Raw genomic sequence first — 13,861 nt, 5'->3', positions numbered from 1 at the left:
ATTCTGCTCTTTTTATTTTGAGCGCAGTATTTTTGTTTAGAATAGGAGGGACGAAGATGATTCGTTTCTTATTGAAAGATTCCATTCCAAAAAGGATTGCAGCAAGTTTTGCCATTGTGATTTTGGTGGGATCATTACTACTTAATTTGCCGATTTCGCAACTGGCGACATCGAAGGCTTCGTATTTTGACCACTTGTTTACAACGGTATCGATGGTATGTGTAACGGGACTTTCGACGCAACCAGTAGCCGAGACGTATAACACTTTTGGACAAGTGATTTGTATGATTTTAATGCAAATCGGTGGATTAGGATTAATGAGTATTATTGCCTTTTTCCTCTATGATTCGGGTAAGAAGATGTCTTTGGTAAATAAATTAGCCTTGCAAGACAGTTTGAACCGAGATAATGATCAAGATTTTAAAAGCTATTTGAGAACGATTTTTAAATATACATTCTTTATTGAATTGATTGCAGCGGTTATTTTATCCTTCCGCTTCGTTCCAGAACTAGGAACTGCAAAAGGAATTTTCACCGCGTTCTTCTTTGCAATTTCTGCATTTTGTAATGCAGGATTTGATAACTTAGGGTCGAATAGTTTGATTAATTATGCGACCGATCCATTTTTAACATTAGTGGTTGCTGCTCTTATTATTCTAGGGGGAATTGGTTTCTCTGTTTGGTTTGATTTCAAACGAAGTTACCGTGAAATGCGAAAATCGACAAAGAACAAACAACGCAAATCATTTTATAAACGTTTGCACTATCACACGAAGATTGTACTTTGGTTAACAGGGATTATTTTACTAAGTGGAACGGTGTTAACATTATTGACCGAATGGAATAACCCAAACACAATCGGGAATCTATCATTCTTCGAAAAGGTACTTGTGAGTTTCTTCCAAACCGTAACGATGAGAACAGCAGGATTTGCGACCATTGATTATACGACTGCACATCCAACGAGCCTGCTTCTGTATTGTATTCAAATGCTCATTGGAGGGTCTCCTGGTGGGACGGCCGGTGGTGTGAAGACAACGACTTTCTTAGTGGTTCTCTTATTCATTCGTTCAGAAGTATATGATGAGCGTATGATTCAATTTAGAAATCACCGTATTTCGCAAGAATTGGCGAGAAAAGCTTTAACGATTTTTATCGTATTTACTACATTGATTCTAACTAGTGTGTTCTTACTCAGCTTAACAGATCCAGATGCCCCATTGTTATATACTTTATTCGAAACTATTTCAGCGGTATGTACAGTAGGGGTAACAGCGAATTTAACACCGACCTTATCTTTTCTTGGAAAAATTGTGATTATGCTGTTGATGTTTATTGGACGTATTGGACCATTAACGGTTCTGTTAAGTTTTTCAAACAGGAAGAAAAAAACACTCGACATGAAGTATGTCAAAGCACCATTATTAATAGGATAGAAAGTAGGGATTGTAATGAGAAAGACAGTTGGAATTTTAGGACTAGGTGTGTTTGGGATGACTATTGCCAAACAGCTTAGCGAATATGATTGCGACATTATTGCAGTTGACCGTGATGAAGTAAACGTCAACCGTATTGAACCGCTGGTCACAAAAGCTGTGATTGCTGATGTAACGGATGAAGATGTTTTAAAAGAAATCGGAATAGGTGACTGTGATACAGTTGTGGTTGCTACAGGTTCGAGTTTAGAAGCGAGCATTTTAGCAGTAATGCACTGCACACGACTTGGTGTTCCTGAAATTATTGCCAAAGCAAAAAGCCGTACAACAACAGAGATTTTAACGAAGATGGGTGCGCAACGGGTAGTGAACCCAGAAAAAGAGACAGGAATTCGTCTCGTAAAGAATATTCTTCACCATAAACTTGCTGAAGTGATTGCTCTTGATGGCAATATTTCACTTGTGGAATTTTATCCTCCAAAATCATGGGTTGGGAAACGATTAAGTGATTTAGACTTACGTAAAGATTATGATTTAAACTTAATCGGATATCGTGAAGCGAAGAATGAATCTTTGAATACGAAAATATTTGCGGATTTTCTTATTCGCGAAGATGTTGTTCTTGTAGCCATTATTGGGACAGATAGTTTAGATAAAGCGACCTTCCTTGAAGATTAATAAAAGAGACTAAATGAATTGATAGTAGATTCATTTAGTCTCTTTTTATGTAAAAATGTGTTCAAACCCTTTTAAAAGAATCCATTTCATAGTACACTAGAACTATCAACTTTTTAGAAAGTAGGGATTATAATGGCCAATAAAAAACCATTAAGACGTGAAGAAGTTCCAGTAGAATTAACATGGGACCTTTCCGCAATTTATGAATCAAACGAAGGATTTGAAAAAGATTTAGAATTTGTAAAATCACAAATTCCAGCAGTAGCTGCTGCAAAAGACACAGCACTAAAAGACGGTGCTTCTTTATTAGCATTCTTAAATCTTTTAAACGTAGTGGATGATAAGATTGAAACAGCTTATGTTTACTCACATTTAAAAGCAGACCAAGATACTTCAAATAACGAAAATCAAGTCTTAAACCAACGTGCGTTCTCAACATATATTGATTTTTCAGGCGCTTCTGCATGGTTTGCTCCAGCGATTTTAGCATTATCTGATGAAGAGTTCGAAGAATATTTCAAACAAGAGCCAGGATTAGAAGACTTCCGCGTATTATTAGAAACAGCGCGTATTAAAAAAGGTCACGTACTTTCAGATAAAGAAGAAGCTTTATTATCAAAAGCTAGTGAAGTGTTCCAAGGCGCAAGTAAAACATTCAACTTATTAAACAACGCTGACATTAAGTTTGACGAAATTACAACTGAAGATGGCGAAAAAGTCGAATTGACAAACGGAAACTACTCAGTCTATATCGAATCTAAAAACCAAGCTGTTCGTAAGGAAGCGTTCGAAACATTATACAAACCTTACATCAACTTGAAAAATACTTTCGCAAGCACACTTGGTACAGAAGTAAAAGGGCATAACTTCAGCGCCTTAGTTCATAACTATGATTCAGCGCGTCAAGCAGCACTTGCTTCAAACCAAGTTCCTGAAGAAGTGTACGATGCTTTAGTAGAAGTGGTAAACGAAAAACTACCATTATTACACCGTTATATTGCATTACAACAAAAAGCGCTAGGCTTAGATGAATTGCATATGTATGATTTATACGTACCAATTACAGGCGACGCTCCAATTAAATACAACTATCAAGAAGCATCTCTTGCAAGTATTGAAGCGTTGAAACCTCTTGGGGAAGAGTACAACGAAATCATGAAAAAAGCATACGCTGATCGTTGGATTGACGTTGCTGAAAACATCGGTAAACGCAGTGGTGGATACTCAAGTGGGGCATACTCAACAGCACCATATATTCTATTGAACTGGCATGATGAATTATCAAACTTCTTCACATTAGTTCACGAGTTAGGACATAGTGCACACAGCTACTTCACTCGTAACACTCAACCAAAACAATACGGAGATTATTCAATCTTCTTAGCAGAAATTGCTTCTACAACTAACGAAAACATCTTAACAGATTACTTGTTGAAGAAACATACAGATAAAGAAGCGCAAAAATATATCTTAAATAACTATTTACACCGCTTCAAATCAACCATTTTCCGTCAAACACAATTTGCGGAATTCGAACATAAGATTCACGTAATGGACCAAGAAGGCCAACCATTAACACAAGAATCTCTTGCAAAAGTCTATGGAGAAATCAATGCGAAATACTATGCGAATGTCATCCAAGATGAACAAATTGTATACGAGTGGGCTCGTATTCCTCATTTCTACATGAATTATTATGTGTTCCAATATGCAACTGGTATGGCTGCAGCAACTGCTTTATCAGATAAGATTTTACATGGGACTCCTGAAGATTTAGAAGCTTACTTAAACTACTTACGTGCGGGACGTAGTGATGCTCCAATCGAAGTCATGAAGAAAGCTGGAGTAGATATGACGAAGAAAGATTACTTATATGATGCATTTGATGTATTTGAAAAACGTCTATCTCAATTAGAAGCGTTGATGAGTGAATAATCTCAAAAATTAATTGATTCTAAAACACAAAAAGGTTCGTAAGAAATTTTCTTACGAACTTTTTTGTTTTAAAAGAAATAATGGTAAGCTAATAATTTTTTATAAAAAATCCCAACTAGAAACTCTAGTTGGGAGATAATTAATAGCGATTTAAATTCATATTGACCACTTTATCAAATTTTTGATGCTCACCTGTATGTGTTCCTACTAATTTTTTTGTAGAGTGATACCCTGGTAAAGGCTCACCATTACAAATTTCAGCAATGGTCTCAGCTGTAATGCTACTAGCTAAAAGTAATCCATAAGGTTGATTAGAGTTATCAAAAATAACAAGGGAAGGAGTATGTGTAACATTCATCTCTTGCGCAATTTGAAGATCTCGATCATAGGCTTTTTTTACAGCGGAGCTAGATTTATCCTCGTAAAACATCTTTTTATCAATTTCAATTTTATTTAATATTTCTTCTAACAAGTCATCGTTGTATGCTCGTTTATGGTGATGAATTTGTTGTTGTAATTCAATCAGAAATTGATGGCCAAGACGTTTCCCTTGTAATAGTGCAGCTTTGTAAGAAAGAGCTGCATCATAAATCTTCATGTATATATCATTTCGTAAATCTAAATCCGTTACAGGTAATTTTTGGTTCTTCATATATTGATTAACGGTCTGTAAATTATGAAATGTTAAAAAGTGATAATGCACTTTAAATTCAGAATTACTTACAAATTTTAGTAATTCATTTTCACAGCGATAACAGTATGTTCCCAAGGGATTCACGAATAAAAATAATTCGAAAATCTTTTCGTGTGAAGTGTTTTTTGATAGATTTTTTGTTTCGTAAGTACTCAAAATCCGACACCTCTGTTCCTCTAACTTTATTTTTGTAACTTTATTGTAACATAGTTCCTAAAAAATTCAGAATAAAATGCGGTTCTCCCGCTTAGGAAGAGATACTTGAAAGGGCTCGTTTAATTTTACTTTCTGCTTGTTCTCGTTGAATCTGATACTTCTGAAGAATCTGCAAAAAGACTTCTTCCCCTAATGAGAGATTCTGAACTTCCATCTCCATTTCATAGTCCACTTTCCCGTTATAGTGACTTTCATCTAGAACAAGCCATTCGTTATTAGATAAAGGACCTTCAAGTCGATGCGTGGTTAATAGAGCAGTTTGTTCGACCTTTTCGATAAAGACTCCATTACTTTCTAAAGTCTCTTTAATGGATAAAGGAAGTGAAAATTGCTTTTGTTCATTGTATTGATGAAGTGTTTCAACGGGCAATTCATGAGTGAATTCTAATACTTCTAGACTTGATTGAGGAATTTTTAAAGTAATTTCTCCAATGGCTTTTCCCTCAACAATTCGGATGCGTAAAGCCATTTTATGAGATTGGAGGATTCCATCCCAATCATAATAACTATTGGTTTGGGTAATTTCTTTAGTTAAGAGGGGCTTAAAATCCTCTAGTAGCGAATGATATTGACTTTTGGTCAGTAAATTTTTAAATTCTCTTTCTACTTGTAACAAACTTTTCCCTCCTTCAGCATTCTATTGTATCTCAAAATGATGGAGAATTGAAAAAAATCGCATTAATTAGTCAAGCTTTTACATAAAATATGGTATGATAGAGAACGGAAATGAAAAAAAGTAGGTGGAAATATGGAAAAGTTGGAAACGCCGCTTGTTGAAGATTGGGAAGCCTTTCTAGCTCCGTATTATCAAGCAATTGAAGAATTAAAAATAAAATTAAAAGGGATACGTCGTCAGTATCGTCAAGAAGGAAGACATGCTCCGATTGAATTTATCACAGGTCGTGTGAAGACGCCAGAGAGTATTCTAGAAAAGATGCAAGTTCGTAATATTCCTAGAGAAGAATTTCTCGAAGGCGTACAAGATATTGCTGGACTTCGTATTATGTGTCAATTCGTTGATGATATTTATGAAGTTGTTCGTCTAATTCGTCAAAGAAACGACTTTGAAATCGTGATTGAACGAGATTACATTCAAAATAAAAAAGCAAGTGGATATCGCTCTTACCACCTTGTATTGGAGTATCCGGTCCAACGTATTGAAGGGGAAACGAAGATATTAGTAGAAATTCAAATTCGTACACTGGCAATGAATTTTTGGGCGACGATTGAACACTCTTTGAACTATAAATATAAAGGGGAGTTCCCTGAAGCGATTCATGAACGATTAGAACGTGCAGCGGAAGCAGCCTTTTTACTGGATGAGGAGATGTCTGAAATCAGAGAGGAAATCCAGGAAGCGCAATATATTTTTGCAATTTGTAAGGAAAATCAAAGGAAAAGAAAAAAACGGAGGTAGGTCATGAAAGTCGGTTTATATGGAAATCAATCAGAAAAAACGAAAGAAGTCATGAATGCCTTTAACCATCTTTGCCAACAAGGGGAATTTACTAGAGACGATGAACATCCAGATATTGTGATAACAGTTGGTGGAGACGGAACTCTTTTAGGAGCTTTCCATCATTACCGTAATCAATTAGATCAAATCCGCTTTGTCGGGATTCATACTGGGCACCTCGGATTTTATACGGATTGGCGAAATTATGAAGTGGATGAATTAATCGAGTCACTAAAAAAGGATAAAGGGGAGCGTGTTAGCTATCCTTTACTAGATGTGACTGTTAAGCTAAAAAATGGTGAAACTGCACATTATGCGGCATTAAATGAAGCAACTTTGCGCAAAGTAAACGGTACGTTATTCTGCCAAGTTTTTATTAATGGTGATTTGTTTGAAAACTTCCGTGGAGATGGGCTATGTGTTTCAACCCCAACTGGTTCAACAGGACTTAGCAAGTCACTTGGTGGAGCAGTCGTGCATCCGCGTGCTGAAGTGATGCAAATGTCAGAGATGGCGTCTATTAATAATCGAGTTTATCGTACACTCAGCTCACCAATGATTTTCGCCAAAGATAATGTATTAACCCTTCGTCCTGAAAGTGAAGAAGGAATGGTCATGGCGATTGATCATTTAACTTATGATGGCAATGAGATAGAAGAGATTCAATTAAAAATTAGCAAGGAACGGATTTCATTTGCGGCTTACCGCCATACTCCATTCTGGGACCGAGTGGAAGATGCATTTATTGGTTCTCGTGAAGTGAATTGTAATGGAAGTGAGGAAGTCCGTTGATTTTAACGTGGAATTACCCATACGAGTATCCGATGATGATGCGTTCTTTCCTGCAAGAAATAGGCATTTCAAGAACGTTTTTAGCTCATATCAAATCTAACGGAGAATTACTCATCAATGGCCGTCATGAGATTGTTTTGAAAACACTCCAACCTGGAGATGTCCTTACAATGGTGATACCACCTTCTGGAGAGCATGAAACGGTCATTCCAAGTGAAGTTCCGATTGACATTTTATATGAAGATGAATATTTACTTATTATTAATAAGCCTGTTGGGACTGCTTCGATTCCTTCAAAGTTACATCCGGACCATTCGATGGCCAATCGAGTGAAAGGGTACTATAAGAGACGTGGGTATGCGGACCAAATTACTCATGTGGTGACACGTCTTGACCGCGATACAACAGGAGTGATGATGTTTGCCAAGCACCGTGTTGTACATGCATGGATGGATCAGGCATTACGAGAAAAAACAATTCAAAAGAAATACTTGGCATTAGTACATGACACTTCAACTCTAGAAGCACACGGATTTATTGATGCCCCTATTGGTCGTCATGAAGGGTCGATTATTAATCGTTGTGTATCAGAAGATGGAAAACCATCCTTAACCGAGTACTGGAAGAAAGAAACCCTTGTTGGAGCAGAACTTGTTGAGATTTTATTACACACTGGACGCACACATCAAATTCGTGTTCATTTCTCATGGATTGGGGCACCGCTTGTGGGGGATGATTTGTATGGCGGTGTTAAAGATGAATTTTTAGACCGACAAGCTCTGCATTGTCACTCACTTACATTTATTCATCCGATGACGAAAAAAGAACTGATAATAGAAGCTCCACTCCCTAAAGATATGAGTCAGTGGATTGAAGCGCATAAGAAGGAAAGAGAGGAGAATCACCATTGAGCGAAATCGTTTATGAATTTGATGATATTTTAGAACAAATTCAACATACTTTAGCAACAGAAGATAAGCAGCAATTCAGAGAAATCTTCTTTGAAAACCATACTTACGACCAGGCACAGCTTTACTTGAGTTTGACCTTAGAAGAGAGAAAGCTGGCTTACCAATATTTAACTCCTGAAGAGATGGCAATGGTGTTCGAGCTACTAGAAGAAGACGTAGAAGATGTGGAAGAGTACTTAAATGAAATGGACGAAGCCTATGCCTCACGAATGCTCGCGGAAATGTATTCCGATAATGCAGTAGACGTGTTGAAGCAAGTGGGGGAAGAAAATGTCCGTACATACTTACGCTTGATGCCACATAAAACGGCAAGTGAACTCCGTCAATTATTGAATTACGAAGATGAAACAGCAGGGGCGATGATGACGACGGAATTTATCGCCGTGCGTGAATCAGATTCATTAAAGACAGCGATGGCAACTGTTAAACGTTTTGCTGAAGACGCTGAAACCATCTATTATGTGTATGTAACTGACGATGAAAATCATTTAACTGGGATTCTTACATTGAAAGACTTAATCGTGAAACCAGACGAAAAGCTCGTCAAGGATATCATGATTGACCGTGTCGTAACCGTACACGTCAATGATGCGCAAGAAGAAGTAGCACAAACGATTAAAGACTATGACTTCCTTGCAATTCCAGTCGTTGACGATACGAATACATTAGTAGGGATTATTACAGTCGATGATGCGTTGGATGTTATCGAAGAAGAAGCGACTAGCGACTATTCAGGTCTTGCTGGGGTAAACGTTGATGAAGCTCACCAAGGAGTATGGGCAGGAATTGTCAACCGACTGCCAGGGATTATGACCCTTCTCATTATGGGTACCGTGACTGCATTCCTCTTCAGACAATATGAGCCGTTAATTCAACAGGCAAGTATTTTTGCAATCTTTATTACATTAATTACTGGTACTGCCGGAAATACAGGGACACAATCACTTGCGGTTGCAATCCGTAAGATTGGGCTTCATGAGGAAGAACAGTCTTTCTGGAAAGTACTTGTCCAAGAGGGGACAACAGGGCTTGGGATTGGGTTGATTTCTGGAGTAGTGGTATTTGGTATTGTGAGTCTATGGCAAGGTAGTGTTGTTCTTGGTGGGATTATCGGTTTTGCGATGTTCGCTTCGATTTTCGTTGCGGCATTGACAGGGACTTGTATTCCATTTGCGTTAGAAAAATTCAATTTTGATCCTTCAATTGCTAGTGGACCATTTATTACTACTGTGAACGACTTAACGACTGTGCTTGTGTATTTCACGATTGTCAGTCAATTTATTTCGGTGTATTTAGCTAAATAGAAACGATATAGTATATAGACAATTCGTTTATATACTATATTTTTTACTACAAATAATAAATAGGTTGACTACCTATTTATGGTGTGCTAAGTTAGAGTATGTAATTGAAAGAAAGGAGATATTTATGGATTCAAAAGCTTTATCAGATGAAATTATTCATCTTTTTACAAGAATGAATAAAATTAAATTTTTTAGAAATATTGCACCGAATTTAACACCTTCTGAAACAGTTGTGCTGATGTTATTGTTTTGTCATCTTGAAGAGACTGGAGAAGAATTAACCGTAAAGGACATTAGTAGTTTTTTTGAGATTAAAACTTCTACGACAATTCAGTTTGTTAATTCTTTAGAAAAATACAACTATATTAAACGGAAAAGTGATCCTAAAGATAAAAGAATTACTTTAGTTTCGCTTACTAATTACGGAAAAAAGGTTGCAGAAATTGTTGACAAAAATAAACAAGAAGTCATGCGCCAAATTATTCTTTCTGAGGATGTTCAGGAAATCAATAATTCTTTTGCTTTATTAAACCGTATCTTGAATACAATTGATGCCATTCCGATACAAACAATTTCAATAAGAGAGGAAATGAATCAATGAAGAAAATTTTGGAACATATCAAGCGATATCGTGGAATGATTTTCACGATTATAGTCTTGACCGTTTTACAAGTAGGTTCAACTTTACTGACGCCTACCATTTTAGCTTCTTTAGTTTCAAATGGAATTTTGAAACAAGACCAGGCGACGATTATACAACAAGGAGGCTTGATGTTACTGACGACAACCTTAGATTTGGTACTTTCAGTAACTGTTGTAAGATTTGTTGGTAAATTCTCCGCTGGATTGGCTCGTGATTTACGACTCAGCATGTTTAACAAAATTCAGCGATTTTCAACACAAGACTTCCAAAAATTTGGTACGTCTTCTTATATCAATCGTACAACACGAGATATACAAAGCTTGTCTCAAACGATTGGGTTTTCAATGAATTTAATTTTAATGGCACCTCTAATGTTTATTGGGTCTATTCTTTTATCCATGAGAATGAATTTTGAACTTTCTCTTGTTTTATTAGGCTCCATTCCATTTTTAGGGATTGCGATCGTTTTAATGATTATTTCTGTTTCGAAAGGGTTTACGACTCTTCGACAAACAACAGACCGATTAACACAAATTATTCGAGATACATTAACAGGAATTCGTGTAATTAGAGCATTCAATAAGAGTGAGTATGAATTGAAACGATACGATGAAGTCAATGAAGGCTATCGTAAACTACTTTTTGATTTAAACGTGAAGTTCAGTCTTATTACTCCTATTATGATGATTACCATTAACTTTGCCAATTTAGCCGTTGTTCTTGTTGGGGCAAATCTTGTACAAGGCCTACAACTAGATATCGGATCATTGATGGCGGTTATTCAATATTCTGCTTTAGTACTAGTTTCATTGTTAATGTTGGCATTTATATTTGTAATGGTTCCTCAAGGCTTAGTAGCAGCTCGCAGAATCAATGAAGTTTTAGATCAAGAAAATATTCAAAAATTTGTTGAAACTGAGCGTGGTCTAGAAAAGATTGAAACAGTAGAATTCAATAATGTTTCTTTTAAATACGAAGGTGCAGAAAAAGAAATGTTAAAAGATGTGAATTTTACGGCGAAGACTGGAGAAAAAATAGCGATTATTGGATCTACCGGTGCTGGTAAATCAACCTTAATGAATCTACTATTACGCTTCTTAGATTCCAGTTCAGGAGAGCTCTTATATAATGGAGTGAATATTCAAGACTATGCTGAGAAAGAATTACGCCAACAAATTGCATTTGTTCCTCAGAACCGCATGCTGTTTTCAGGAACGATTCGAGAAAATCTAAAATTTGGAAACGAAAATGCAACTGATGAAGAAATGATTGAAGCGTTGAAATTAGCAGAAGCCTGGGAATTCGTTTCGAGTTTAGAAGACGGTTTGGATGCACATGTTGAGCAAAAAGGAGATAATTTCTCTGGTGGTCAAAAACAACGATTGTCGATTGCGAGAGCATTAGTGAAAAAAGCTTCCGTTCATATTTATGACGATAGTTTTTCAGCACTTGATGCAAAAACAGAAGCGAGACTTCGTAATAATCTTAAAAAGATAAATGAAGATTCGATTGTTTTTGTTGTAGCTCAACGAATTACTTCTGTTACTGATGCGACTCGAATCATTGTGTTAAATGAAGGTGAAGTTGTCGGTATCGGAACTCATGATGAATTAAAAGTCTCAAATCAAATCTATCAAGAAATTATGAATTCACAATCAAGTTTAGAAGAATTGGAGGATACTAATGAATAAGACCGTTTTAAAAAGATTCTTAGGATATTTAAAACCGTACCGTTTTGTTGTCATTATGGTTTTAATTGTATCCTTCATTTCAGTTGTGTTAGATGTGCAATTACCTAAAATTTTAGGAAATGCGACAACTTTAATTAGTAATAGCTTTATTGAGTCTAACTATACTTCTGTAGATATTGCTGGAGTATTCGAAATAGGGAAGCTATTAGCGATTTTATATGTATTAGCTGCAGGGCTAAACTTCTTAGGAAAATATTTTATGTCGCGAGTTTCTAGTGATATCATTTATCGTCTTCAAAAAGAAATCGATGAGAAGTTTACGAGATTACCAGTGCGTTATTTTGATGAACAATCAAGAGGAGATTTATTAAGTCGTGCAACGAATGATATTCAAACCATTGATGATTCGTTTTCACAAGTCTCCGTACAATTTTTTACGACGGTATTAACGTTTGTTGGAATCATTATAATGATGTTTACGATTAGTATTCCTCTGGCCATTGTCGGGATTTTAGGGATTCCACTATCGATGTTTGCTATTGCGATGATTGGTAAAAAATCAGCTGACTCATTTGCAAGCCGTCAGGAAACAACAGGAACGATTAATGGATATATAGAAGAGTATTATGCTGGGCATGATATTGTAAATGCCTTCAATTATGAAGATCGTTCAGAAAAAGCTTTTAGCCAATTAAATGATGAACTTTATGAACATAGTTGGAAAGCTACTTTCTTTGCAGGACTTATGCAACCAATCTCTCGTTTAATCAATAATGTAGTCTATGTTTTTGTTGCAATTATCGGGGGATTTTTAGCTACGGGTGGAATGATTACAATCGGTGGTATTCAAGCGATTCTTCAATATATGCAAAATATTAGTCAGCCGATGGGGGAAGCAGCCAATATGATGGGGCTCACTCAATCGATGCTTGCTGCAGCTGAAAGGATTTTTGAATTACTAGATGCTGAAGAAATGGAAGAAGAAACGGGTAAACCTGCTCTTCCAGAAGTCTATGGGGATGTAACGTTTAAACACGTGAGTTTTGGTTACACACCTGAAGTTCAATTGATGAAAGATTTAAATATCGATGTCAAAGCTGGTGAAACAGTAGCGATTGTTGGGCCTACGGGAGCAGGGAAGACAACGGTTATCAACTTGCTTATGCGATTCTACGATATTACGGGTGGAGCCATTGAAATCGATGGTCATAATATTAAAGACTATACGAAAGAATCACTTCGCTCTAAAGTAGGAATGGTGTTACAAGATACATGGCTCTTTAAAGGAACGATTCGTGAGAATATCCGCTATAGTCGTCAAGATGCAACGGATGAAGAAGTAGTAGCTGCTGCCAAACAAGCCTTCGCAGATGATTTCATCCGTAAATTACCAAAAGGTTATGACACTGTGATTACGGAAGAGTCCGATAATATTTCTCAAGGGCAAAAACAATTACTAACGATTGCCCGAGCGATTTTAGCAAGTCCTTCCGTGTTTATCTTAGACGAAGCTACTTCAAACGTAGATACGCGTACAGAAGTGGAGATTCAAAAAGCAATGGATCATATTATGACGAATAAGACATCATTCGTGATTGCGCACCGACTTTCAACCATCCGTAATGCAAACAAGATTCTTGTAATGCAAAAAGGAGATGTTGTGGAACAAGGAAGTCATGATGAATTGATTGCTCAAAATGGATTCTATGCAGGATTATACAGAGCCCAGTTTGAATAACAGGATACGAAGAAAAGCGTTCAGAAACGAATCACTGGAGACAAACAACGCAAAGGACTCGGAACGAGTCGTGCGGATGTTTGTTGAAGTGGACGTCGTTTCTGCTTTTCTGAGTTCAACTTCAGGATACGAGGACGAACGCTCAGGACTGAAACACTGGACCAGAATAACGTAAGGGACTGCTTGCAGTCGTGCGGCTATTCTGGGAAGTGGACGTCAGTCCTGTGAGCCCGAGTTCAACTACAACCCATGAGTTAAATAGAACTTTTACCAAACCAAAAAGGATATCCCATGGGATATCCTTTTT

General features: G+C 36.7%; 12 protein-coding genes. 10 read left to right on the top strand and 2 right to left on the bottom strand.

All coding sequences use genetic code 11. The features are described 5' to 3' along the window. Window positions 1-56: 56 nt before the first annotated feature. From HMPREF3106_RS02190 to pepF, 3 genes are all read left to right on the top strand, one after another. Window positions 57-1,436 carry a TrkH family potassium uptake protein gene (locus tag HMPREF3106_RS02190; protein WP_070444175.1) on the top strand — a complete coding sequence of 460 codons (1,380 nt, stop codon included), beginning with the start codon at window positions 57-59 and terminating at the stop codon, window positions 1,434-1,436. Window positions 1,437-1,451: 15 nt separating this feature from the next. Next, the gene (locus HMPREF3106_RS02185) at window positions 1,452-2,114 is read left to right on the top strand and encodes a potassium channel family protein (protein WP_070444173.1); all 663 of its coding nucleotides are present in this window, start codon (window positions 1,452-1,454) and stop codon (window positions 2,112-2,114) included. A gap of 132 nt (window positions 2,115-2,246) precedes the next feature. Beyond that, entirely contained in the window at window positions 2,247-4,049 is a 1,803-nt protein-coding gene (pepF, locus tag HMPREF3106_RS02180; protein WP_070444171.1) for an oligoendopeptidase F, read from the top strand. 139 nt (window positions 4,050-4,188) lie between these two features. On the opposite strand, the gene HMPREF3106_RS02175 is transcribed toward pepF, so the two are convergent. Then, window positions 4,189-4,899 carry a DsbA family protein gene (locus HMPREF3106_RS02175; protein WP_070444169.1) on the bottom strand — a complete coding sequence of 237 codons (711 nt, stop codon included), beginning with the start codon at window positions 4,897-4,899 and terminating at the stop codon, window positions 4,189-4,191. A 91-nt stretch (window positions 4,900-4,990) separates the two neighbouring features. Continuing rightward, window positions 4,991-5,575: a CYTH domain-containing protein gene (locus HMPREF3106_RS02170; RefSeq protein WP_070444167.1), complete on the bottom strand. Its 585-nt coding sequence runs from the start codon at window positions 5,573-5,575 to the stop codon at window positions 4,991-4,993. 132 nt (window positions 5,576-5,707) lie between these two features. On the opposite strand from HMPREF3106_RS02170, the gene HMPREF3106_RS02165 reads away from it, so the two are divergent. The 7 genes from HMPREF3106_RS02165 (at window position 5,708) to HMPREF3106_RS02135 (ending at window position 13,554) form a co-directional block, all read left to right on the top strand. Then, the gene (locus HMPREF3106_RS02165) at window positions 5,708-6,376 is read left to right on the top strand and encodes a GTP diphosphokinase (protein ID WP_005605192.1); all 669 of its coding nucleotides are present in this window, start codon (window positions 5,708-5,710) and stop codon (window positions 6,374-6,376) included. A gap of 3 nt (window positions 6,377-6,379) precedes the next feature. Further along, a complete protein-coding gene (locus HMPREF3106_RS02160; RefSeq protein ID WP_070444166.1) occupies window positions 6,380-7,207 on the top strand; it encodes an NAD kinase in 828 nt (275 codons plus the stop codon). Next, a complete protein-coding gene (locus tag HMPREF3106_RS02155) occupies window positions 7,204-8,118 on the top strand; it encodes an RluA family pseudouridine synthase (RefSeq protein ID WP_204703624.1) in 915 nt (304 codons plus the stop codon). Before HMPREF3106_RS02160 ends, HMPREF3106_RS02155 begins: the two co-directional genes overlap by 4 nt. Continuing rightward, window positions 8,115-9,482 carry a magnesium transporter gene (gene mgtE / locus HMPREF3106_RS02150; RefSeq protein ID WP_070444164.1) on the top strand — a complete coding sequence of 456 codons (1,368 nt, stop codon included), beginning with the start codon at window positions 8,115-8,117 and terminating at the stop codon, window positions 9,480-9,482. The genes HMPREF3106_RS02155 and mgtE overlap by 4 nt, the downstream gene beginning before the upstream one ends. Window positions 9,483-9,606: 124 nt before the next feature. After that, a complete protein-coding gene (locus HMPREF3106_RS02145) occupies window positions 9,607-10,083 on the top strand; it encodes a MarR family winged helix-turn-helix transcriptional regulator (protein WP_070444162.1) in 477 nt (158 codons plus the stop codon). Next, a complete protein-coding gene (locus tag HMPREF3106_RS02140; RefSeq protein WP_070444160.1) occupies window positions 10,080-11,816 on the top strand; it encodes an ABC transporter ATP-binding protein in 1,737 nt (578 codons plus the stop codon). Before HMPREF3106_RS02145 ends, HMPREF3106_RS02140 begins: the two co-directional genes overlap by 4 nt. Continuing rightward, complete coding sequence (locus HMPREF3106_RS02135; protein ID WP_070444158.1) at window positions 11,809-13,554, top strand: ABC transporter ATP-binding protein; 1,746 nt, start codon at window positions 11,809-11,811, stop codon at window positions 13,552-13,554. The genes HMPREF3106_RS02140 and HMPREF3106_RS02135 overlap by 8 nt, the downstream gene beginning before the upstream one ends. Window positions 13,555-13,861 lie beyond the last annotated feature (307 nt).

The sequence above is a fragment of the Granulicatella sp. HMSC31F03 genome, from assembly GCF_001807725.1.
GTDB lineage: Bacteria > Bacillota > Bacilli > Lactobacillales > Aerococcaceae > Granulicatella > Granulicatella adiacens.
This window is presented reverse-complemented; position numbering and strand designations above follow the sequence as displayed.

Coding starts and splice junctions, on each gene's coding strand:
- HMPREF3106_RS02190 (WP_070444175.1), top strand. CDS start 57: ATGATTCGTTTCTTATTGAAAGATTCCATTCCAAAAAGGATTGCAGCA.
- HMPREF3106_RS02140 (WP_070444160.1), top strand. CDS start 10,080: ATGAAGAAAATTTTGGAACATATCAAGCGATATCGTGGAATGATTTTC.
- pepF (WP_070444171.1), top strand. CDS start 2,247: ATGGCCAATAAAAAACCATTAAGACGTGAAGAAGTTCCAGTAGAATTA.
- HMPREF3106_RS02185 (WP_070444173.1), top strand. CDS start 1,452: ATGAGAAAGACAGTTGGAATTTTAGGACTAGGTGTGTTTGGGATGACT.
- HMPREF3106_RS02135 (WP_070444158.1), top strand. CDS start 11,809: ATGAATAAGACCGTTTTAAAAAGATTCTTAGGATATTTAAAACCGTAC.
- HMPREF3106_RS02145 (WP_070444162.1), top strand. CDS start 9,607: ATGGATTCAAAAGCTTTATCAGATGAAATTATTCATCTTTTTACAAGA.
- HMPREF3106_RS02160 (WP_070444166.1), top strand. CDS start 6,380: ATGAAAGTCGGTTTATATGGAAATCAATCAGAAAAAACGAAAGAAGTC.
- HMPREF3106_RS02165 (WP_005605192.1), top strand. CDS start 5,708: ATGGAAAAGTTGGAAACGCCGCTTGTTGAAGATTGGGAAGCCTTTCTA.